Source organism: Gemmiger formicilis (genome assembly GCF_016901605.1).
Classification (GTDB): domain Bacteria; phylum Bacillota; class Clostridia; order Oscillospirales; family Ruminococcaceae; genus Gemmiger; species Gemmiger formicilis_B.
In genome coordinates this window covers 1-22591 of the sequence record NZ_JACJKP010000009.1, presented here as the reverse complement: position 1 = coordinate 22591, position 22591 = coordinate 1, and the positions used below count along the sequence as shown (strand labels likewise).

Below are 22591 nucleotides of genomic sequence, written 5' to 3'. Positions count from 1 at the left end.
CTTTTTTATGGCTGTATTTCAAAACGGCATCGATGTTTCCCGCTATCAGGGCAGCGTCAACTGGTCACAAGTGGCCGCCGCCGGCAAAGATTTTGCAATCGTCCGTATTGGTTCCAGCAACAGCGGCGGATTGTATGTAGACCCGTATTTCCTGCAGAATGTCAACGGCGCCCACGCCGCAGGTCTGCGTGTGGGAGCTTACTATTATACCTACGCCCGCACACAAAGCGCCGTAGCCAACGAATTGAACACTTTCATGAACGCTATGCAAGGTCTGCAGCTGGAATACCCTGTCTTTGTGGACGTGGAGGATTCCAGCCTGACCAGTCTGGGCCGTACCCAATTGACCAGCCTGGTTCGCTATGCCATGGATATTCTCTACCAGCGGAAATGGTACGGCGGATGGTACAGTTATACAAATTATATCAATAACTATCTGAACGCCGCCGAGCTCAGCGCCTATCCCCTTTGGGTGGCAGATTACCGTTCCACGCTGGGATACACCGGCCCGTATACCATGTGGCAATACTCCGGCAGCGGCACCGTTGGCGGAATTTCCGGCGCATGCGACCTGAACCGCAGTTACCAGGATTTCTTACCCGCGATCAAAGCGGGCGGGTTCAACAACTATGGCCCTACCGGCCCGTTGATGGAAAACGTAACCGGCTATACACTGGTGGTATTCAATGCCCGCACCGAATATTTCTACACGCCCAATTTCAATGATGTGGTAGGGTATCTTCCTTTGGGGCGCTATAATGTGACACAGCGCAGCACGCAAAAATACAACGGTTACGACTGGGTCATTTTCGACTACAACGGCGGGTCGTACTGGACCGCCGTTTTGGGCGACCGCAATCGCCTGGAAAAGACCTGATGACGATGCATTTTTCTTTTCTGTCTGCACCGCTTGCAACAACCCCATGTTGTGACTTCGAACACCTTCTTATTTGACAAAGACTTCCAGTTTGTGGTTTAATAAATTGGTATGCGCAAAATACAGTTACGTGTTATGTTACCGCAGGGGGATCCAACGCATGGCAAAAAAACAACAGGAATATGGCAACGACAGTATCCGTCAGTTGAAAGGTGCCGACCGTGTGCGTAAGCGCCCGGCCGTCATCTTTGGTTCGGACGGTGTGGAAGGCTGTGCCCATTCCATTTTTGAAATTATCTCCAACTCCATTGATGAAGCACGCGATGGCTATGGCAATCGTATCAATGTGACCTTGTTTCCGGATCATGTGATCGAAGTGGAAGACTTTGGCCGCGGTATTCCGGTAGACTATAACAAAGCTGAACAACGCTGGAACTGGGATCTGGTCTTCTGCGAACTGTATGCCGGCGGCAAATATGCCGAGGGCGGCGGAAACTATGATTTCAGTCTGGGCCTGAACGGTCTGGGTTTGTGTGCCACCCAGTATGCCAGTGAATGGATGACGGCCGATATTTATCGCGATAGCTTCCATTATCATCTGGATTTCAAAAAAGGCGAGAACGTAGGCGGACTGCAAAAGGAAGAATACAAAGGCCGCCGTACCGGCTCGGTAATCCGTTGGAAGCCTGACACAGAGGTTTTCACCGACATTGCCGTACCGTCGGAAACATTCCAGGATATGCTGCGGCGTCAGGCCGTTGTCAATGATGGCGTCACCCTTGTTTTCACCGATAAATCCGGCAGCGAAACCCAGAAATATGAATACCTGTACGAGCACGGCATCACCGACTATGCCAATGAGCTGGTGGGCGACAAGGCCCTGACCCAGGTGTATTCCTGTTCCGGCGCCGCCATCGGCCGTGACCGTGCCGATCAGCCGGATTACCAGGTCAAGATGAATGTGGCCTTTGCTTTTTCCAACACGGTGCAGGCGTTGGAATACTACCACAACTCCAGCTGGTTGGAACACGGCGGCAGCCCCGACCGTGCTGTACGCACCGCGTTTGTCAGCCAGATCAACGCATGGCTGAAGAGTAAGGGGCTCTACAAGAAAAACGAGAGTTCCATCACATTCTCGGATGTTCAGGACTGCCTGGTTCTGGTTTCTTCCAGCTTCTCCACCCGTACCAGCTACGAAAACCAGACCAAAAAGGCCATTACCAACAAGTTTGTGGCACAGGCCATGACGGAGTTCCTCAAACATCAGTTGGAAGTCTATTTCATTGAGCACCCCGACGAAGCCGAAAAGGCCTGCAAACAGGTCCTTATCAACAAACAAAGCCGGGAACACGCCGAGAAAGCACGCATCACCATCAAAAAGACCATGACCCAGCAGATGGATCTGGCCAACCGTGTACAAAAGTTCGTGGATTGCCGCACCAAAGACGCCTCTCGCCGCGAATTGTATATCGTGGAGGGCGATTCGGCTATGGGCGCGGTAAAACAGAGCCGTGATTCGGAATTCCAGGCTATCATGCCGATCCGCGGTAAGATCCTCAACTGCCTGAAGGCGGATTATGCCCGCATTTTCAAATCCGACATCATCACTGACCTGATCCGGGTCATGGGCTGTGGTGTAGAGCTTGGCGGCAGCCACAATAAAGACTTGGCCAGTTTCAATCTGGAAAATCTGCGTTTCAATAAAGTTGTTATCTGTACCGACGCCGATGTGGACGGTTATCAGATTCGCACACTGGTGCTGACCATGCTTTACCGGTTGACCCCCACCCTGATCAACAAAGGGTACGTATATATCGCGGAGTCTCCGCTGTACGAGATCAATACCAAAAACAAAACCTACTTTGCCTACACCGAGCCGGAGAAAGCCGATATTCTGCGGCGTATCGATGGTGAAAAATACACCATTCAGCGCTCCAAAGGTTTGGGTGAGAACGACCCGGAAATGATGTGGCTCACCACCATGAGCCCCGAAAGCCGCCGTTTGATCAAAGTCCTGCCTACCGATGCCGAGCGCACTGCACAGGTATTTGATTTGCTGCTGGGCGACAACCTGCAGGGACGCAAAGAGCACATTGCGGAACACGGTGCTGAATACCTGGATGATTTGGATGTAAGCTGATACGAGGAAGATTATGGCCAAAAAACGCGAAAAGAAAATCACACCCGCCCGGCCTCAACTGGGCGATAATGTAGAGATCCTGTCGGCCGGCGAAATTATTGAAACGCCCATTACCGAAACACTGGAAACCAACTACATGCCCTATGCCATGAGCGTTATCGTTTCCCGTGCGTTGCCGGAAATTGACGGTTTCAAACCTGCACACCGCAAACTGCTGTACACCATGTACGGCATGGGTCTGTTGAAGGGGGCCCGCACCAAGAGTGCCAACATCGTGGGCAGCACCATGCACCTGAACCCCCACGGTGACGCTGCCATTTATGATACCATGGTCCGTATGGGCCGTTCCAACGAAAGCCTGCTGGTCCCCTTTGTGGACTCCAAAGGTAACTTCGGCAAAGCGTACAGCCGGGATATGGCTTACGCTGCCGCCCGTTACACCGAAGCCAAGCTGGAACCTGTCTGCGAGGAACTGTTCCGCGACATCGATAAGGATACGGTGGATTTTGTTCCCAACTATGATGGCACCACCACCGAACCCACTTTACTGCCGGTCACCTTTCCCACCATTCTGGCAAACAATACCCTGGGCATTGCCGTAGGCATGGCTTCCAATATCTGTTCCTTCAATCTGGAAGAGCTGTGCAACGCCACCATTGCCCTGATGAAGGATGATCAGGCAGATCTGAAAGAAATTTTGCCTGCACCCGATTTTGTTGGCGGCGGCACCATTCTGTACGATGCTGCCGAGATGAACAACGTGCTGGAAAACGGCCGCGGCAGTGTACGGGTACGCGCCCAGTGGAGTTACGACAAAGCCAACAACTGCATTGATGTGACCCATATTCCCCCCACCACCACGGTGGAGGCCATTATGGACAAGATCACCGAACTGGTGAAGTTGGGCAAGATCCGCGAAATCAGCGATATGCGCGATGAGACCGATTTGAACGGTTTGAAACTGACCATCGATCTCAAACGCGGGCAGGACCCGGACAAACTGATGGCCCGGCTGTTCAAATCCACCCCGCTGGAAGACAGCTTTGCCTGTAACTTCAACGTTCTGATTGCCGGGCAGCCCAAAGTATTGGGGGTACGGGACATTTTGCTGGAATGGATTGCCTTCCGAGCCGAATGTGTCCGCCGCCGTACCTACTATGATTTGCAGGGCAAGCAAAAACGGCTGCATTTGCTCCAGGGCCTGAAAGCCATTTTGCTGGACATCGACAAAGCCATCGAGATTGTACGCAATACCGCCGAGGAGTCGGAGGTTGTGCCCAACCTGATGATTGGCTTCGGCATTGATGAAGTTCAGGCTGAATATGTCGCCGAGATCAAACTGCGCCATTTGAACCGGGAATACATCCTAAAACGTACTGCCGAAATCGAAGAGTTGGAAAATGCCATCGCCGATTTGCAGGATGTGCTCAAGCGCCCGGCACGCATCAACAAGATCATCATGACGGAACTGGCCGAGGTAGCCAAAAAATACGGCAAGCCCCGCCGCTGCGAAATCCTGTATGAGATTCCGGCCAGCGAAGCCGAAGAGCCGGAGCAGCAGATTCCCGACTATCCGGTGCATCTGTTCTTTACCCGGGATGGTTACTTCAAGAAGATCACGCCTCAGAGCCTGCGCATGAGCGGTGAGCAGAAGCTTAAAGACGGCGATGAAGTGCTGTTCACCTGCGAGAGCACCAACAGCGTGGAACTTCTGTTCTTCACCAACCACCATCAGGTCTACAAGTCCCATGCTTACGACTTTGGCGACAGCAAAGCCAGCGTGCTGGGCGATTATGTTGCCTCTGCTTTGGGCATGGATGACGGCGAGGTTCCGCTCTACATGGTGGTTACACCGGATTACAAAGGCTGGATGCTCTTCTTCTTCCAGAACGGAAAATGCGCCAAAGTACCGTTGAGCAGTTACGAAACAAAACAGAATCGCCGCAAGCTGCTGAAAGCTTACAGCGATAAAGCCGAACTGGCCTGTATGCGCTATCTGCCTGAGGAAACCGAGCTGGCTATTTTCACCACCAACAACCGGCTGCTGCTGGCCGGCAGTGCATTGATTCCCGAAAAAGCCACCCGGGATACCGCCGGTGTCAACGTGGTTTCTCTGAAAAAGAACGCCCGTATTGCACGGGTCACCCTTTCGGAAGGGTTGGAACTTGCCGAAGCCCATCGCTATCGGGTTCGCACATTGCCCGCCGCCGGTGCCATTCTGCGTGCCGACGACAGCATGGAACAGCTCACGCTGTAACTTCTTTGCTCTTCTTATACGGCCATGCAAAAAATCCCCTTCGGGACATGGTGCACTGCACCAGCAGCCCGAAGGGGTTATTTTTATTGCGAAGAACTCTTCTTTTGAGCCGACACAAGCAGCATCATAGGCCTGCGCCATTCTTCCCGCATACCGGGCTGGTCACGCATGGATTCCGGCGGTTGAGGTTCCACCACATGCTGTAAAGCAAAACCGTTCTGCAACAATGTTTCCAGGTAGGTAGTCAGCGTTCGGTGGTATTTGGTTACATTTTCTTCCAGAAAAACCGCTTGCCGGGCGCCTTCCTCAAAGTATCGGTCCACCGGAAAGTGAAGAATGCTGCCATCCGGGGCATAATACCAGTCTTGTGTGCCATAAGCCGTAAAAACCGGATGCTCTGCGGAAAACACCAGTTCTCCCTGTGGTTTGAGCCATCGGGCAACTTTTGCAATCAGCGGGGCAAAATCTTCCACGTAGTGAAGCGCCAGTGAACTGATTACCACATCAAAAGATTCGGGCGGAAAATCCAGATCTTCCATCGCTGCGCACTGATATTCGACACCGGGGACCAGATTTCTGGTACGCGCTTCTTCCAGCATTTTTTGGGAGATATCAGTCCCCAGTACATAGACCGCGCCTTGTTCCGCCGCATAGCGGCAATGCCAGCCATATCCGCATCCCAGGTCCAATACCTTTTTGCCCGCAAAATCCGGCAGAAGTTTCTGCAGTTCCGACCATTCCCCTGCTGCCTGCAGCCCATTGCGGGAACGGTCCATCTCGCTATATTTGGCAAAGAATTTTTCTTCGTCGTACTTATTCTCTTTCATGTCAGTTTCCTCCCATGCAAATTCCTGTCACCATAAGGCAATTCACATGGGCATCTGCAATTTTTTGACCGAGAATTCCTCTTGGCATTCTCTTTCCCCCTTTATTTCAATTCAAAACGCTGTCTTGCCATAAGAATCAGCTTTACAAACAATCCCCGCAGGTCCAAAACCTGCGGGGATTGTTATTCCTGTTTTACTCAGGCCAGCAACGGTTTGCAGGCTTCGGCCAGCTTGTCTTTCTGTGCCTGGGCCTCGGCCAAGTCTTTACCCTTGGTGGTAAAGTAGGTCTTGATCTTCGGCTCCGTACCGGAAGGACGTACCACTACGGTAGCGCCGCTCTCCAGCGTGTAAATCAGAACATTGGCGGCGGGCAGACCGGTTTCCTCGGACTTTTCGTAGTCTACCACCTTAACGACCTTATCGCCGTCAAAGTCTTTCGGCGGGTTGGCGCGCAGATTGGCCATAATGCCGGCCATCTTGTCCATACCAGACAGGCCGGGGAATTCAAAGCTGTCCACCTTGTTCAGGTAACGGCCGTACTCGGCATAGATGCGCTCCAGCTCTTCCTTGATAGAGCTGCCCTGAGCACGGTAGTAAGCAGCCATTTCACAAATCAGCATAGAACCGATGATAGCGTCCTTATCACGTACATAGGGACCAGCCAGATAGCCGTAGCTTTCCTCAAAGCCGAAGATGAAACGATCCACTTCACCGTCTGCTTCCAGCTTGGCAATCTGATCACCAATCCACTTGAAGCCGGTGAGCACATTACGGCATTCCACGCCATAGTGCTCGGCCACCTTGTCGGCCAGCGGAGTGGAAACGATGGACTTGCACATGACAGCATTCTTAGGCATGGTTCCCTGCTCAATGCGGCCGGCGCAAATGTAATCCAACAAAAGCACGCCTACTTCATTGCCGGAAAGCAGCTCATAGCTGCCGTCCTTGCACTTGACGGCAATGCCGACACGGTCAGCATCGGGGTCGGTAGCCAGCATCAGATCCGCGCCGGATTTTTCGGCCAGTTCCAGACCCAGCCGCAGCGCCTCGAAAATTTCGGGGTTGGGGTACGGGCAGGTGGGGAAGTTGCCATCCGGGTCCTTCTGCTCGGGCACGATGGTGATATCGGTAATGCCGATATCCTTCAAAACATGGGTAACAGGCACCAAACCGGAGCCGTTGAGTGGGCTGTAGACCAGTTTGAGACCGGCGGTTTTGCAGATACCCGGGCGAATGGAGCGCGCTTCAATGGCCTGGTACAGTGCATTGATGCAGTCATCCCCCACATACTCAATCAGTCCCTGGGCCAGACCATCCTCAAAGGAGATCAGCTTGGCACCGGTGAGCACATCGGTCTTCTGAATTTCGGCATAGACGATATCGGCAGCTTCATCCGTCATCTGGCAGCCGTCCGGACCATAAGCCTTGTAGCCGTTATACTTGGCCGGGTTGTGGCTGGCAGTTACCATAATACCGGCATTGCAGTTATAGTAGCGAGTGGCAAAAGAAAGGGCGGGCACCGGCATCAGAGCTTTATAGATGCGCACCTTAATACCGTTGGCGGCCAGTACCTGGGCAGCCGTCCGGGCAAACAAATCGCTCTTAATGCGGCTGTCATAGCTGATTGCAACAGTCTGGGTGCCGCCCTGGGTCTTAACCCAGTTGGCCAGCCCCTGCGTAGCCTGACGGACCACATAAATATTCATCCGGTTGGTACCGGCACCGATCACACCACGCAGACCGGCCGTGCCGAATTTCAGAGAAACGGCAAAGCGATCCTGAATAGCAGCATCATCGTCTTTGACACTTTCAAGCTCCGGCTTCAGATCGGGGTCATCCAGATCCGCCGCAAGCCAACGTTCATACATATCCTGATACATAAGTAACACACCTACACTTTCAATATAAATGCAGTAAGCATATACTAAATATACCAACTCACACCGTCGGTGTCAATCAAATTTTGGTTAAAATTGCCTGTTTTTCCGTTCGAGTGCTTGTGAAACGCCTTATATCGCGTTATACTGGTTCCAGAATATCAAACAGGAGGTCCGCAACATGTACGCACAGGTGTTAAGCTTGGGTGTCACTGGGCTCATGGGCTATCTTATACAGGTAGAAGCTGATTTGTCCGGAGGACTGCCGCAGTTCAATCTGGTCGGCCTTCCGGATTCTGCCGTAAAAGAAAGCAGCGAGCGGGTACGAAGTGCCGTTAAGAATCTGCACTACCAGTGGCCTGCCAGCCGGATCACCATCAATCTGGCACCTGCCGATGTACGTAAAACCGGCCCGGTATATGATCTGCCCGTCTTCATCGGAATTCTGGCCGCCCAGGGAAAGCTCCCCGCCCCCGGCCCCGAACGCGCCTTTTTGGGAGAATTGGGTCTGGATGGAACACTGCGCCCCGTTACCGGCGTTCTGCCCATGGCGTTGGCTGCGGTGCAGCATGGTGTAAAGGAACTCTTTCTGCCTGCCGAAAACGCTGCCGAAGCCGCCATCGCGGAGGGACTTACCGTCTATCCTGCCCGGAATGCCCAGGACGTAGTCTTGCATCTTTGCGGTGCTGCGCCGCTTTCCCCTGCGCATGCTGACGGTTACGACGAAAACGGGATCTGGACCGGGCCGGATATGGCCGATGTGCGTGGACAGAGCGAAGCACGCCGTGCTTTGGAAGTAGCTGCCGCCGGTGGGCACAATCTGCTGCTGGTAGGTCCTCCGGGCACCGGAAAAAGCATGCTTGCCAAACGGTTGCCCGGCATCTTGCCGCCTTTGACCTATGAAGAAGCACTGGAAACCAGTGCCATCTATTCCGTTGCCGGTCTTTTGCGGGGCGGCGACGGTCTGCTGAAAAGCCGTCCGTTCCGAAGCCCGCATCACAGTGTCAGCGCTACAGCCATAGTGGGCGGAGGCTCTGTTCCCCGCCCCGGCGAAGTAAGCCTTGCCCACAACGGGGTTTTGTTTCTGGATGAATTGCCTGAATTTTCCCGGGATACCCTTGAGGTGCTGCGGCAGCCGCTGGAAGACGGCCATGTTACTGTCAGCCGTATACACGGAACCGCATCATTTCCGTGCAAATTCATGTTAATAGCTGCAATGAACCCCTGTAAATGCGGTTACCTTGGGCATCCCACGCGGGAATGTACCTGTACCCCCAGCGCTGTTGAGCAATACCGCCGCCGAATTTCCGGCCCGCTGCTTGACCGTATCGATTTGCATGTGGAAGCGCTACCTATTGAGTACGAAGACCTTGCCGCCGAAACCGGCGGTGAATCCAGCGCCGCCATTCGTGCCCGTGTAGTGGCGGCACGCACCTTGCAGCAGGAACGTTACCGCAATTTACCGGGCGTACGATGCAATGCCCAGTTGCCCGGCGGCGCGCTGCGCCGTTATTGCCGGATGACGCCTTCTGCCGAAAAGATTCTTCGCGCCGCCTTTGAACGGCTTGGTTACAGTGCCCGCGCTTATGACCGTATCCTGCGGGTGGCCCGGACGGTGGCTGACCTGGATGGCGCCGAAGTTTTGGATGCCGCCCATCTTTCCGAAGCTTTGCAGTACCGCAGCCTTGACCGAAAATTCAATATGCGATAAGAACGCCACGCCAAAAGGCCCCCGCCCGTTGTACGGGCGAGGGCCTTTTAAATCAGTTTGCAGTTTGCGTCAATACATCCAGCAAAGCCTGCGCGCTTTTATGCCAGCTGTAACGTGCCAGCAGTTCCGCCGCATCCCGTTTGGGAGGCGTAACATCATCCACATAGCCGTGATTCGTTTTCAGATCAATATACCCTGCACAATCGCCGTACACTTCGCGCATACAAGGCGTATCGCTGACATAAATCCGCGGCGCCCCGCAGGCAACCGCTTCCAACGGCGGAATACCGAATCCTTCATACAACGTAGGGAACAAAAAGGCTTTGCAATGATGCATCAGGGCTTTTGCTTCCCCGTCGGACACATACCCCAAGTAAACCACATTGGGCAAATCCGCCAACCCCAGACGTTTTGCCTCCGCCGCAAGACTTCCTCCGCCTGCAATGGCAAAAACCGTATCGGGTTTGTTCCGTGCCGCACGCAGCACCCAGGGAAAGTTTTTGTTTTTAAGCAGATTCGCCATACTGAAATAGTACTGTCCCCGGCGAAGCTGCGGAACCTTGGCAAAGATTCGTTCATCCGGCGCAATCCGCTGCATCTGCTGCCAGGCATTGTAGACCACCGAAATACGTTCCGGTTTTACGCCGTAGTATTTTGTGATTTCACTTTTGGAAAACTCGGAAACCGTAATGATATGTTCCGCCACCTGCGCAATCCTCCGATATTGCAGCCGATGCCAGGCAGCACTCAGCCGACCGCGCAAATCCGTATAAAAATCCGGCCGCGCACGATAGCAGACATCATGAACAACGGCAATTCCGCGGAATCCGAACACCGGAATCACGTTGCAGGTGGCCAGCCCCTTGGCGCCCCGATATTTCAGATATGCCGGAAAGTCCAGCTGCTGCCATTTGAGGCCGGTTCGGGCGCCAAAGGTGACTGATTTTATATTTTCATACACCGGCACCCGGACGCCCGGAGGTGCTACGATTTCCACCAGACCGGGCGGAACCAGTGCATCCAACGCGGAAAGCAATTCAATGGAATACCGCTGAATACCCGAGATGCGCTGCCCAAAGAAGGAACCATCAACAGCCCATACCATATTTTCCATACTATCCTCTGTCTTCTGCGGCAGCTACAGCCCCGCGTATTTTTGTTTGAACTTTAAAATCCGGGAAACACTTTCATTGATCCGTTCCTCCGGAATGGTACCATCCTGCACCGCTGCCATCACGGCATCAAATGCGTCGGCCAGACCATCCGGCATCAGAATCACGTCACATCCTGCCTGTACAGCCTGTACAGCGGCTTCACCCGGTTGATACAATTCTGTGATTGCCCCCATGGCAAGGGAATCCGTTACCACCAGTACATCCTGACCGGCCAGCAATTCTTCGCGCAGCAGCTGTGTCACGATCTTGTGGGAAAGGGATGCCGGGGTATCCGAATCATCCAAAGCCGGCGCGGCAATGTGCCCCACCATAACGGCACACAGATTTTCTTCCGACTGCGAAAGTGTGAGAAAAGGAAGCCATTCACACTGAGCCATCTCTTCCCGCGTGCGATAGGTATAAGCCAGACCGCTGTGGCTGTCCTCGGCTGTATCGCCATGGCCCGGGAAATGTTTGAATACCGGCAAAATCTGCTCTTCCCGCAGTCCCTGTGCCATGGCATTCGCCATGGTTGCAGCCGTCGCCGCATCATGAGAGAAGGCACGATCCCCAATAACCGTATTGGCTTCGTTGGTGTAAACATCCGCCACCGGGGCAAAATCCATGGTAAAGCCATACTGTTTCAGATAACCCCCGATGGTTTGCCCCATTTGCCGTGCATTTTCCGGGTCGCCGGTCGCGCCAACAGCTGCCGCACTTTCATACTGCGTCAGAGGAAACGCCGGATTATTGGCCAACCGCGCCACCGTGCCGCCCTCCTCATCCACGGCAATGAGCAAGGGAATCTTACTGGACTCCTGAAGTTCCCGATTGAACCGAACAATCTGCTCCGGGTCCTCGATGTTTTTGCCAAACTGGCAGATTCCACCTACCGGGTATTGCTCCAGCATCCGGCGCATAGGTTCGCTGACCGCTGTTACGCCGGATGAATACTCGTCATCAACCTGCTGCTGGGTTTGCTCCGGGTCCAGGGCATCGGGACGAACCATAAATAGCTGCCCCACCTTCTCCCGCAGGGGCATCTGCTGTACCATTGTTTCAATGGAGTCTTCGGCAACTTCCCGCCGGGCTTCCGGTGTCGGTGTGGGCATAGCGGCCGTATTGCCGCTTGGTTCCGGCATTTTCGTACAGGCAGACAAAAGCAGCCCCGTGACCAATAGTGCCGCAAGGCAGCAGCTCCTGGTTATTCCCATAACGTTACTGCCTCCTTCTTGCTTTGTATTATAACACGCACACAAAGCGGCGACAAGCCGCCCTATCGCGCAAAAAAGCCTTCGCCCATATCTACGGCGAAGGCTTTTGCATTATTCTGCTTGCTTTTCGGCGTCGGCGTAGTCGTTCCATCCGCCTACGGGGTGTTCCGCTACTATGGTATCTTCGGCTTCCTCTGCGGTTTCCGCAGTCGCCTCTTCGTCATGCAGCGTTTCTTTGGTGACCGCAAATGCGGTTTTATAGTCTGCATTGACTTCATATACGACGGTTGCTGCTCCGCTGGATGCCAGATAGCACAGACTTTCGTCCACTTCGGTCAGATTGCCAAAACGGACTGTCAGTGTCGTACCGTCTGTAAACGTCAGCGTTGCCGTTACATCCGGGGTATCCAGCCCATAGGTGCTGTCCTCCTCTGGAGAAGTGATGGTCCAGTCGGTTTGGGCACCACAGATCGTGTTGGCCATCTTTTTGACCGCATCCTGGTCTAACGCATAGGTGGGATCATCCGTCAATGTCCAGGTCCCATCGCTCTGCGTGAAAGAAAGTTCTCCCACCTGCATGGCCGTTACATCATCGATGGTTTTATCGGTCAGTGTCTGCGCCTTATACAAATCCCGCGGTTCCTTGCACAACCCGTTCACATCGCTTTGGGTCACTGTAAACATTGTTCCGTTTTCGTTGTACGCATAGTAGATATCCGCCACATCGTTGGCCTGGTCCACCGTCAGCGTATGGGTAACACCTCCGGCCGTAATTTCAAACACCATCAGCGGTGTTTCACTCGGAGCCGGAATTTCCGCCAGTTCTTCTTCCTGAAGCTGGCGCTGTGCCGTAAGGTTGGCAATTTTTTCAACCAAAGAAGCAACGATTTCCTGATCCAGCGGCAAGGTCGGATCGGACTCCATCAGCCAGTTTCCTTCCGTACCTTTCAGCAGCGTGACCTCCACGTTGCTGCCGCTATAAGACAGTTGATTGATTTCTTCCGTAGAAACTCCAAACAGCGCAATTCCCTGATTTTCATTTTGGGATTGTGCCAGAGTCAGTATCACCAGTAAAATCGACAGCAACAGCACACCCGCCGTCAGAATCAACAGCGGCATCATTTTTTTGCGACTCACAGATTGCTCTCTCCTTTTATCGGCGCCGCCGGATCAGGCAAACAACCACACCTGTGATCAGGCAAATGATCGGCAACGCAAAAACAAACAGTATTCCCAGGCCCAGTCTGGCAGCATTTGGCACCGTAAGGCTCGAAGTACTCAGGCTCTTGCTGCTGATCACGGCCGTGGTTTGTTCATCGTTGAACCAGTTGACAATGCTGCCCAGCATCTGCGCATTTCCGCCGGATACACTCTGATTGGTGCCGGACAGAAGCGTATTGGGGCAATTGACCCAAACCACACGTGCCCCTGTGGAAGTATTCTCGGCAGCCACTGCCACCGCAAAGCTTCCTTCGGGGTCCGTATCGGATTTTTCTACCGTTTCGGCTTCTTCATAGTTGATCAAAGAATAAGCGGCATCGCTGGTGGAAAGCAGCGTAGTCAGAACGAACTCACTGTCCTCGCTCTGGACAATGCCCTGTGCGATGGGGGTATAAACCCGCATACCGCTGGTCATGCCTGCCATGATCTCGCTGCTTTGGATATTGGGCATCAGGTAGGTTTGAGGATACCCGTACGGATAGTTATCCGCATTTGTTTCTACCAGCAATCCTTCCTGTCGTGTCATACCGCAGGCTGCCAGTACCGTATCCAGGTTGGGGGTATCTACCGTAAAGTCCGTTACCACAAACAGCTTGCCGCCGTTTTCCACATAGCTGGTAAGCATCGCTGCCTCATCCGCCGTCACATCGGCCAACGGAGCATTGATCAACAGATCGTTTGCATCTTCCGGAATGCTCCCCGCGGTGGTCAGGTTCAGTTCTTCCACCGTGACACCCGCATTGTTCAAGGTATCGGTAAAGTCGCTTTCCAGCGCAGTTTCCCCGTGGCCGGTCAGTTCATACAGCTTATAGCCGGTGGTACGGGTCACGTTGGCAAGCGCTACCGTCAGACAGTTTTCCGCATCAAAGCTGTATTGCTGGGTACCGTAATAGTAGTATGCTTCCAGATCCATAGGATACATATCCTGGTAGCTGACCACATCGTATTTATCGGCCGTGATGAGTACCACACATCCGGTAGAAGCACCTTCATATTTTTCTGCAAACGTCGGATACAGAACCGGGTCACGCTGCTCCCATGTGAAATGCGCACTTTCGTCCGCATACCGGTCCAGCAGCCGTGTGATATTGCTGTCTTCCTCTCCCGACGTTGCCAGATAATATGCCGTCACATCGGTCTGCAGTTCGTGCAGCAGGTTTTTGCTCGTCTCACTGAGCGTAAACAATCCGCTGGTGGAGATATCCAGTTCTGTATACTTGGTAGGAAATGCGCGTACCACCAGATTCAGCAAAATTACCGCCACCAGCACCACAACCGCCAGAACGGTTGCGTACATGCCATTGCGGAAGGTCTTTTTGCTGCCGTGGAGCTTTTTCCAGTTTTCTTTCAGATTCATCTGCGGTTTCCTCCTTAGTTCCAGCGGCGGCGTTCCAGAGCCTGACCCGTCAGGAACAGGAACAGCGCAATGACCGAAAGATAATAGACAATTGCCGAAATGCTGAACATACCGCCCACAACTCCATTGAAAGGATCAAACAATGCCAGTGCCGAGAGTACGCTGTCAAACGCGGAGAGTAGCCAGGTGGGGCGCAGCACAAACAACACACCCAGGGCAATGCCGCCAACGCAGAATACAGCACAGCAGCTCGTCAGACTTTTGCAGACCACCCCGACCAGAATGGAAGCAATCAGCAGCACCACCAGAAAGACCACCAAAGCCAGTGCGTCGCCGCTTGTGAACAGCGTCTGAATGCTGTTCATCAGATAGGCAACAATCAGTACGCCAAAAGTAGCCAGGTAAGCAATGATTTGATTTTCCGTCAATGCCGAGATCCATGTACCGATAGCCAGGCACGCTGCCCCCAAAAGCAGATAACAAAGCAGCGAACTGTAAGCCGATACCAGTGAAACACTGCCGAAAGCTTTCAAAATCAACGGCATAATGACAGCTACCGATGTGGGCGCCGCAAAAGCGATGAACTCAGCCAGGAATTTTCCCAGCACAATGGCCGGAATACTGACCGGGCTGGTCAGCAACAGCTGATCCGTCTTATTACGGCGTTCTTCGGCAAAGCTGCGCATGCTGATAGCCGGCAGCAGGAACAGCAAAATCACCGTGGTGGCATACAGCACCATTGCAAAATCCGAGGACGCCACGATCAGGTTGCTGCTGGTATAATACAACCCCAGAAAAAACAGACTGACCGCTGCCGTCACATAACCGATCATACCGGTGTAGTAGGCCTTGGTCTCACGCTTCAAGATCGCAACCATTATTTTTCTTCCTCCCCTTCGCCTTTTTCCGTAAGCTGCAGGAATACATCCTCCAAGCTCATGCTCTCAGCACTCAGGCTCAGAACCGGGCAGCCAGCTTTTGCCAATGCCAGCGACAAAGCGCCGCGCAGGTCCGTGCCCGCTTCGCTGACAGCGGTAAAGCTTACCTCACCGCCCTTTTCCGCCGTGACGCGCAGATCGGTCAGACCAGGGATAGCTTTTGCCGCCGCCAGCACTGCTTCGCGGGAACCCTGCGCCGTGGCCGAGATACTCCCCTTGGCTGCCAGTTTTTCGGCCAGTTCCTCGGGTGTTCCCTGTGCGACCAGCTTTCCGTTGGCAATAATAAGCACCCGGTCGCAAACGGTCTGCACTTCGCTGAGGATATGACTGGACAAGATCACCGTATGCGACTTGCCCAGATCATGAATCAGCGAACGGATCTCGATCATCTGGGCGGGGTCCAGCCCCACTGTCGGCTCGTCCAGAATGATGACCTTGGGAGAACCCAGCAGCGCAGCGGCAATGCCCACCCGCTGCCGGTATCCTTTGGAAAGATTCCGGATCAGACGTGCTTCCATTCCCTGCAAGCCGGCTTTGGCGCAGACTTTTTCCACCGCGGTGCGGCGCTCGGCTTTTTTGCGTACACCCTTCAATTCTGCCACAAACAACAGATATTCCGTCACCGTCATATCCTGATACAGCGGCGGCTGTTCCGGCAGATACCCGATACAGGCTTTGGCCTGCGCCGGGTCCTCTGCGATATCGTGTCCTTCAATTTTTACCGTGCCTTCGGTAGCCGAAAGGTATCCGGTAATGATATTCATGGTGGTCGATTTGCCGGCACCGTTGGGTCCCAGCAAACCGTAAATGCATCCGTCTTCCACCGTAAAACTGATATCATCTACGGCGGTATGCTTTCCATAACGCTTTGTCAGATGGTTCACTTCGATCAAAGTGTCCACTCCCCCTTTTGGATTGAATCCCTGTTCAAGGCGCATTGCGCCTGTATAGGCAGGTTAGATTATAGCGCCAAATTGTGAAAATTGTGAGGTAGCTTGTAGACAGACTGTAAAAACATTGCCTTTCTGCCGCAGGCATGGTATAGTGAAAACATTCCCAAAATCAGGATAATTGTCCGATAGAAGGTGTTTACGTTGACTGAACGCGAAAAAATGTTGGCCGGTGAACTGTACGACTGCGGAGATGAAGAGTTGTTGACCCAGTGGCACAAGGCCAAAAATCTGATGCGGGACTACAACCGGCTGGACTCTGACAATCTGGCGGAAAAAGACCGCATTCTGACCGAACTGCTGGGCGGGCGGGGTAAAAACCTGTGGATCACTGCCCCGTTTTATGTGGACTACGGCAACAACATCTACTTTGGCAATAACTGCGAAGTAAATATGAACTGCACGTTCCTGGATGACAACCGCATTGTGATTGGTGACAACGCGCTGATTGCCCCCAACGTGCAGATTTACACCGCCTTCCACCCAACCAACGCCGCCGACCGCTTTGGTCCCTGCAATCCGGACGGTTCTTTTTCTTTCTGCAAAACCCAAACAGCCCCGGTCATCATCGGCAACAATGTATGGATCGGCGGCGGTGCCGTCCTGCTGCCGGGTGTACACATCGGCAACAATGTGGTGATTGGCGCCGGCAGCGTAGTCACCAAAGATTTGCCCGACAATGTCATAGCCTGCGGCAATCCCTGCCGCATCATTCGCCAAAACACATGAACAACCAAAAGCCCGGAGTGCAGCACTCCGGGCTTTTGTTATACCAGTTCGACCTTGTAAGTTTCCAACCAGTAGTTAAGCTGCAAAAACCAGGCAATGGTTTGCGGAGTAGTCATCAGCTGACCGTACCAAGGTACGGGATTGTCGGCGCCCGCCGCCAGCAGATTCTCCAGCGCATCGGCCCGAATCACCTGTAAAAGGGGCGCGGCAGGATCCGCCAGGACCTTGGCAAGTTCCGCCGAAACAGCCGAAAGATAGCCCGGGTTCCAGGTTTTGGGGTATGGGCTCTTCTTGCGCCAAAGGACCTCCGGCGGCAAAACGCCCTGCATGGCTTCCCGCAGCAATCCTTTTTCTTTGCCCTGGTAATCCTTGAACTCCCAGGGAACGGAATACAGATATTCCGCAATGCGATAATCGCAGAAAGGCACGCGAACTTCCAATCCGCTGTACATGCTCATGCGGTCTTTTCGGTCCAGCAACGTCTGCATGAACCATGTAAAATTCAGGCTCATCATCTGGCGCATCCGCTGCTCAAGGGGCGAAAGCCCGGGACGGATCGATGTCTGTGCCAGGGTCTGGCGGTAGCGTTCATCCACGAAGGCTTCCGGATCAATATTGCCCAATACACCGGGTTTGATAAATCCCGCACGGTATGCTGTGGACTGCGCCCAGGGAAAACCGTACTTTTCCCGGACAGTAGGATCACGATACCACGGGTAGCCCCCAAAAATTTCATCCGCGCATTCCCCCGAAAGAGCCACTGTGGCATGGGGCTTGATATAGCGGCAAAAGACCAGCAGCGAGGCGTCCACATCCGCCATACCCGGCAAATCCCGTGCCTCCACCGCTTCGTACAAGGCCGGCACAAGCTGCGGTGTATCCAGCGTGATCCAGTGATGTTCCGCATGCAGGAATTCGTTCATCTTGCGAATGAACGGGGCATCCGGTCCGGGCTGAAATTTTGTTTCGTGGAAATAGCGTTTGTTGTCTTTATATCCCACCGAAAAAGTGTGCAGCTGTTTGCCCCGCGCCGTAAAGTTAGCGTCCGCTACCGCCGAAATCAGACTGGAATCCAGCCCACCGGAAAGAAATGTTGCCACCGGCACATCCGAAACCAGCTGCCGTTCGATGGCGTCCATCAGCAGGTCGCGAACTTTGCGCGCAGTTGTCTTGAAATCATCGGGATGCTCATGGTCGACCAGCTGCCAGTAACGATGCAGCAACAGCCTGCCGGTATCCGCTTCATAAACTGCATACTGGCCGGGCAGTAACTCACACACATTCTGAAATACCCCGCAGCCCGGTGTGCGACCCGGCCCCAGCAACAGCACTTCGGCCAGACCATTGGCATCCACACGGGGCGGTACCTCCGGATGTGCCAGTACAGTTTTGAGCTCGCTGCCAAAAATCAGGCTCTCTGCATTTTTAGTGTAAAACAGCGGTTTGACGCCACACCGGTCCCGTGCCAAAAACAACTTGCCGGACCGCTCCGCCCACACCGCAAAGGCAAAAATCCCATTAAAGCGATCCACGCAGGACGCCCCCCATTCCGCATAAGCGTGCAGAAGCACTTCTGTGTCGGAATGCCCGGTAAATACGTGGCCGCGTGCAGCAAGCAGACCGCGCAGTTCCTCGGTGTTATACAGTTCCCCGTTGTAGACCAGTGTATAATTTTCTTCCTGCCATTCCAGCTGCATGGGCTGGCAGCCGTTTTCCAGGTCCACAACCGCCAACCGGGCATGAAGCATTGCGGCCCGTCCGCTGATGTACATGCCCCGCTGATCGGGGCCGCGGCGGGTCATGGTCCGCTGCATAGCACAGTATGCTGCATAATTGCTTTGAATGGCGCGCGGATCGCGTCCGATTTGCCCTGCAATTCCGCACATAAAAACTCCCCTTTCTGCCGTAACTCCTATCAGGAGTATGCAGAAAGGGGGGCATTTTAGAACCGAGGCTTGGATTTTCAGCGCCGGGCTGCCGCAATGGCATCCGCAATACGGTGCGCTACCGCATCTTTACTTTGCAGCGGCAGTTCTTCGTGGCCCTGTTCGGTAATCAGCGTTACCACATTGGTGTCCACACCAAAACCGGCGCCGGGCACCTTGAGGTTATTGGCCACGATCATGTCCATCTTCTTTTTATGCAGTTTTGCCGTGGAGTTTTCCAACAGATCGCGGGTTTCCATGGAGAATCCGCAAACAAAGAGATTTTCGGGTTTATGCTCACCGACCCAGGCCAGGATATCTTGTGTGCGTTCCAGCGCAATCGCCATTTCACCGTCTTTTTTCTTCACCTTGTCGGAGGCTACCACCGCCGGGCGGTAATCGGCAACCGCTGCCGCCATGACCAACACATCCGCATCCATGGCGTGCTGCTGCACTGCCGAGAAAAGGTCTGCCGCGGTTGTAAAGGGAATCATCTTTACAAACGGAACCGGCGGCAATGTGCATCCCGTGGAAGCCAGCAGCGTAACATCGGCACCCCGCAGCATACAGGCACGGGCCACCGCGTACCCCATTTTCCCGGTGGAATGATTGGTCAGATACCGCACAGGGTCCATGGGTTCCTGCGTTGCGCCTGCCGACACCACGATTTTCTTGCCCTTCAGATCTTTTTCACAGGCCAGTTCACGCAGCACATAATCCACCAGTACGCCTTCTTCCGGCAGACGGCCGGAGCCCACATCGCCGCAGGCCAGCAAACCGGAACCGGACGGAATGACGGTAAATCCATACCCTTCCAGCGTTTTCAGGTTATCCTGGGTGATGGGATTTTCCAGCATGTGGGTATTCATGGCCGGTGCCACCAGCTTGGGACAAGTTGCTGCCAGCGTGACCGTGGTAAGCATATCATCGGCCAGGCCGTGCGCCATTTTGGCAATCACATTGGCCGTGGCAGGTGCGATCAGCATCAAATCTGCCGCATTCGCCAGCGAAACATGGGCAACATCATACTGAAAATTCCGGTCAAAGGTATCTACAATACAGCGCCGGTTGGTCAGTGTTTCAAATACCAGCGGTGCAATAAACTCTGTGGCATTCTTTGTCATCAAGACATGAACATCGGCCCCCATTTTGACCAAAGCATGGGCAACGTTGGGCATTTTATAAGCGGCAATTCCCCCACTGATTCCAAGAACGATGGTTTTGCCTGTAAGCTGCATAGGATTCACAGTCCTTTCCCTGTTTGGATAGCCTTATTATACCAACTCGCTTTCCATTTGTAAATTGCAGAGTCAGACTCATTTTAATTTGCAAAATGTCTGTAAACTGCTATAATAGTACCAGTTTTACGGAAATGGAGCTTTGGGTATGATCTTGGCGGTTGACATCGGCAATTCGAATATCTGTATTGGCGGCCTTGCCGGCGAGGGGCATCGGGATGTGCTGTTTACAACACGCATGGTGACCCGTGCGCGCTGTACCGCCGATGAATATGCCGCAGAACTGAAATTTCTGTTGGGGCGCCTGCAGGTAGACTGCAAAAATTGCGAAGGCGTGATCGTTTGCAGCGTAGTTCCCAGCCTGACCACGCCGCTGGCCGATGCCTGCCGCCGTCTGACCGGAAAAGAAGCGCTGATCGTCAGCCATACGCTGCACACCGGCCTGACCTTCCGTGTGGATGAACCCGGCCGCGTAGGCAGGGACCGCATTGCCGATGCCGTTGCCGCTGCCGCACTTTACCCGTTGCCTTGCATGACCGTCGACCTCGGCACTGCCACAACGTACAATGTTTTGTCGGCACAGCGGGAGTTTCTGGGCGGCTTCATTGTGCCGGGGGTGCAGACCAGCCTGCGTGCCATCAGCGTGGGAACAGCACAGCTCCCGCCCATTGCCCCGGAACCGCCCAGTGACCTGATTGGCCGAAACACGGTGGAAGCGTTGAACAACGGCGCGATGTTTGGAACAGCTGCCATGCTGGATGGTCTGGCAGAGCGTGTGCAGGCCCAGCTGGGCGCACCGTTGACCGTGGTTGCCACCGGCGGACTGGCCCCTTATATCACGCCTTGCTGCCGCTTCAAAGTCATTTATGACGCCGATCTTCTGTTCAAAGGTCTGGCGCTGCTGTGGGAATTGAACCACGACGTTTGTTGCTGAAAACCCGCCGCTGCCGGAAAATCCGGCAGCGGCGGGTTCTTTATGATTTTCTTACTGTACAGGAACAGACCACGTTTCAATGGTCAGGGTATCATCCGCATGGTGGGTCACCAGCGAAACCAGCGAAACTCGCCCGTCATCTGCAAAAGCAGCCACATAATCTTCCGGCTGGCCGCTCCAATCCTGTTGGTACATCACGAAACCACCATCGCCAAAGTACCACCCCGTACCGTATGTTCCGGAACTGACCTGTACAGTTTCCCGGTTTTGCAAGGTCCCCGTTGCCCGGACTTCTTCCGGACTCAACGCAGAAAATGCATCGAGAGCTTCTTCCATTTCATCCGTCACCGTTTCCGTCTCCGGAGCGGTTCCAAACCATTGATCTTTTAAGGCTTGTGCCTGCACCGGATCCGCCTTGCTTTCATCAATCGGCAAATCGAACAGCAGGAAACTCCCCTCTGCATTTTCATTTACGGTAATGGTGCCTTCCTCCGGGTCCTGGGTATACCCGTTCAAAAGTGTACCGATATCTGCTTGGCATTCCAGTATCACCGCAAGCTGCGGATTCTTATCTGCAAAAGGTTCCAGGGTATCGGTTTCCAGAAGAATATAGCGTATGCCATCCTCCACAATATCCGTTCTTGCCCCGTTCATTGTGTATACATTGTAATCCATCATGGGGCAATCCGGTGCGGCCAGCAAGGGCGAAACCATGCTGTTGCTCAGCGTGATATCAGGTTCCGCATCTTCCAATGGCCGCATTGGCGTTCCGTCGGTACGCGTCAGTGCCAGCACCGCATAACTGCGGTCTGCTTCCGGCGTCGCGCCCGCCCAATCGGAGGACCAGTAACCGGTAACATTTTCGCCGCTGGTAAGCCCCAACAGTGAAACCGTATAGTTGCCCGCCTGCTTCGTTTCGTTGATAGAAACCGCATCTTCACCGGTAAACAGTGCCGCCAATTCCTGCCGTTCCATACGCTGTGCAACCTGCTGGGGCTGTAAAAAACACCCTGCTGCTGCAACACCCCCGGCACAAAGGCAACACAAAGCCGCAACCAAACCCACGCGCCAAACGATACGCCAACTTTTTGGGGAAGACTTCTGCCCCGTTTCCCGCTCAATCTGCATCAACGCACGGTTCAGAATTCGTTTTTGCTGCGCAGCGTACAGTTTCTTTTCCGGCAATTGCACCGACGCAATCTCATCATATACACGTTTCATGGCCTTTACTCCTTTCCAAAA

At 53.8% G+C, this 22591-nt stretch carries 17 protein-coding genes; 6 read left to right on the top strand and 11 right to left on the bottom strand.

Going from position 1 to position 22591, the window contains the following annotated elements; all coding sequences use genetic code 11:
* Positions 1–7 precede the first annotated feature (7 nt).
* The 3 genes from H6B10_RS01600 to H6B10_RS01590 all read left to right on the top strand — a co-directional run bounded on the left by H6B10_RS01600 (position 8) and on the right by H6B10_RS01590 (position 5274).
* On the top strand, positions 8–877 hold the full coding sequence (locus H6B10_RS01600) for a glycoside hydrolase family 25 protein (RefSeq protein WP_204649167.1): 870 nt from the start codon (positions 8–10) through the stop codon (positions 875–877).
* Between the two features lie 160 nt (positions 878–1037).
* Positions 1038–3017 carry a DNA gyrase/topoisomerase IV subunit B gene (locus H6B10_RS01595; RefSeq protein ID WP_204649166.1) on the top strand — a complete coding sequence of 660 codons (1980 nt, stop codon included), beginning with the start codon at positions 1038–1040 and terminating at the stop codon, positions 3015–3017.
* Positions 3018–3030: 13 nt separating this feature from the next.
* A complete protein-coding gene (locus H6B10_RS01590; RefSeq protein ID WP_204649165.1) occupies positions 3031–5274 on the top strand; it encodes a DNA gyrase/topoisomerase IV subunit A in 2244 nt (747 codons plus the stop codon).
* Positions 5275–5357: 83 nt separating this feature from the next.
* On the opposite strand, the gene H6B10_RS01585 is transcribed toward H6B10_RS01590, so the two are convergent.
* The gene (locus H6B10_RS01585) at positions 5358–6101 is read right to left on the bottom strand and encodes a class I SAM-dependent methyltransferase (protein WP_204649164.1); all 744 of its coding nucleotides are present in this window, start codon (positions 6099–6101) and stop codon (positions 5358–5360) included.
* Positions 6102–6298: 197 nt separating this feature from the next.
* Positions 6299–7981, bottom strand: coding sequence for a phospho-sugar mutase (locus H6B10_RS01580; RefSeq protein WP_204649163.1), 1683 nt, complete (start codon positions 7979–7981; stop codon positions 6299–6301).
* A gap of 157 nt (positions 7982–8138) precedes the next feature.
* Here H6B10_RS01580 and H6B10_RS01575 point away from each other — a divergent pair, with 157 nt between their 5' ends.
* Positions 8139–9689, top strand: a complete 1551-nt coding sequence (locus tag H6B10_RS01575) for a YifB family Mg chelatase-like AAA ATPase (protein ID WP_345941697.1) — start codon at positions 8139–8141, stop codon at positions 9687–9689.
* A 52-nt stretch (positions 9690–9741) separates the two neighbouring features.
* Here the strand turns inward: H6B10_RS01575 and H6B10_RS01570 are convergent, their stop codons facing one another.
* From H6B10_RS01570 to H6B10_RS01545, 6 genes are all read right to left on the bottom strand, one after another.
* On the bottom strand, positions 9742–10803 hold the full coding sequence (locus H6B10_RS01570; RefSeq protein ID WP_204649161.1) for a glycosyltransferase family 4 protein: 1062 nt from the start codon (positions 10801–10803) through the stop codon (positions 9742–9744).
* A gap of 24 nt (positions 10804–10827) precedes the next feature.
* A complete protein-coding gene (locus H6B10_RS01565; RefSeq protein WP_204649160.1) occupies positions 10828–12057 on the bottom strand; it encodes a glycoside hydrolase family 3 protein in 1230 nt (409 codons plus the stop codon).
* A gap of 111 nt (positions 12058–12168) precedes the next feature.
* Positions 12169–13194: a DUF4340 domain-containing protein gene (locus tag H6B10_RS01560; RefSeq protein WP_204649159.1), complete on the bottom strand. Its 1026-nt coding sequence runs from the start codon at positions 13192–13194 to the stop codon at positions 12169–12171.
* A gap of 16 nt (positions 13195–13210) precedes the next feature.
* On the bottom strand, positions 13211–14635 hold the full coding sequence (locus H6B10_RS01555) for a Gldg family protein (RefSeq protein ID WP_204649158.1): 1425 nt from the start codon (positions 14633–14635) through the stop codon (positions 13211–13213).
* 14 nt (positions 14636–14649) lie between these two features.
* A complete protein-coding gene (locus H6B10_RS01550; protein ID WP_204649157.1) occupies positions 14650–15513 on the bottom strand; it encodes an ABC transporter permease in 864 nt (287 codons plus the stop codon).
* A complete protein-coding gene (locus H6B10_RS01545) occupies positions 15513–16466 on the bottom strand; it encodes an ABC transporter ATP-binding protein (RefSeq protein WP_204649156.1) in 954 nt (317 codons plus the stop codon). The genes H6B10_RS01550 and H6B10_RS01545 overlap by 1 nt, the downstream gene beginning before the upstream one ends.
* Positions 16467–16667: 201 nt before the next feature.
* Between H6B10_RS01545 and H6B10_RS01540 the strand changes: the two genes are divergently transcribed.
* Positions 16668–17252 carry a sugar O-acetyltransferase gene (locus H6B10_RS01540; protein ID WP_204649155.1) on the top strand — a complete coding sequence of 195 codons (585 nt, stop codon included), beginning with the start codon at positions 16668–16670 and terminating at the stop codon, positions 17250–17252.
* A 38-nt stretch (positions 17253–17290) separates the two neighbouring features.
* On the opposite strand, the gene asnB is transcribed toward H6B10_RS01540, so the two are convergent.
* Both asnB and coaBC read right to left on the bottom strand, forming a co-directional pair.
* Complete coding sequence (gene asnB, locus H6B10_RS01535) at positions 17291–19138, bottom strand: asparagine synthase (glutamine-hydrolyzing) (protein ID WP_204649154.1); 1848 nt, start codon at positions 19136–19138, stop codon at positions 17291–17293.
* A gap of 77 nt (positions 19139–19215) precedes the next feature.
* Positions 19216–20415: a bifunctional phosphopantothenoylcysteine decarboxylase/phosphopantothenate--cysteine ligase CoaBC gene (gene coaBC, locus H6B10_RS01530; RefSeq protein ID WP_204649173.1), complete on the bottom strand. Its 1200-nt coding sequence runs from the start codon at positions 20413–20415 to the stop codon at positions 19216–19218.
* Positions 20416–20563: 148 nt separating this feature from the next.
* Here coaBC and H6B10_RS01525 point away from each other — a divergent pair, with 148 nt between their 5' ends.
* Positions 20564–21349, top strand: coding sequence for a type III pantothenate kinase (locus H6B10_RS01525; protein ID WP_204649153.1), 786 nt, complete (start codon positions 20564–20566; stop codon positions 21347–21349).
* Positions 21350–21400: 51 nt separating this feature from the next.
* Here the strand turns inward: H6B10_RS01525 and H6B10_RS01520 are convergent, their stop codons facing one another.
* Complete coding sequence (locus tag H6B10_RS01520) at positions 21401–22570, bottom strand: hypothetical protein (RefSeq protein ID WP_204649152.1); 1170 nt, start codon at positions 22568–22570, stop codon at positions 21401–21403.
* Between the last annotated feature and the right edge of the window lie 21 nt (positions 22571–22591).

Coding starts and splice junctions, on each gene's coding strand:
- H6B10_RS01585 (WP_204649164.1), bottom strand. CDS start 6,101: ATGAAAGAGAATAAGTACGACGAAGAAAAATTCTTTGCCAAATATAGC.
- H6B10_RS01590 (WP_204649165.1), top strand. CDS start 3,031: ATGGCCAAAAAACGCGAAAAGAAAATCACACCCGCCCGGCCTCAACTG.
- H6B10_RS01595 (WP_204649166.1), top strand. CDS start 1,038: ATGGCAAAAAAACAACAGGAATATGGCAACGACAGTATCCGTCAGTTG.
- H6B10_RS01565 (WP_204649160.1), bottom strand. CDS start 12,057: ATGGGAATAACCAGGAGCTGCTGCCTTGCGGCACTATTGGTCACGGGG.
- H6B10_RS01580 (WP_204649163.1), bottom strand. CDS start 7,981: ATGTATCAGGATATGTATGAACGTTGGCTTGCGGCGGATCTGGATGAC.
- H6B10_RS01550 (WP_204649157.1), bottom strand. CDS start 15,513: ATGGTTGCGATCTTGAAGCGTGAGACCAAGGCCTACTACACCGGTATG.
- H6B10_RS01570 (WP_204649161.1), bottom strand. CDS start 10,803: ATGGAAAATATGGTATGGGCTGTTGATGGTTCCTTCTTTGGGCAGCGC.
- asnB (WP_204649154.1), bottom strand. CDS start 19,138: ATGTGCGGAATTGCAGGGCAAATCGGACGCGATCCGCGCGCCATTCAA.
- H6B10_RS01525 (WP_204649153.1), top strand. CDS start 20,564: ATGATCTTGGCGGTTGACATCGGCAATTCGAATATCTGTATTGGCGGC.
- H6B10_RS01600 (WP_204649167.1), top strand. CDS start 8: ATGGCTGTATTTCAAAACGGCATCGATGTTTCCCGCTATCAGGGCAGC.
- H6B10_RS01520 (WP_204649152.1), bottom strand. CDS start 22,570: ATGAAACGTGTATATGATGAGATTGCGTCGGTGCAATTGCCGGAAAAG.
- H6B10_RS01555 (WP_204649158.1), bottom strand. CDS start 14,635: ATGAATCTGAAAGAAAACTGGAAAAAGCTCCACGGCAGCAAAAAGACC.
- coaBC (WP_204649173.1), bottom strand. CDS start 20,415: ATGCAGCTTACAGGCAAAACCATCGTTCTTGGAATCAGTGGGGGAATT.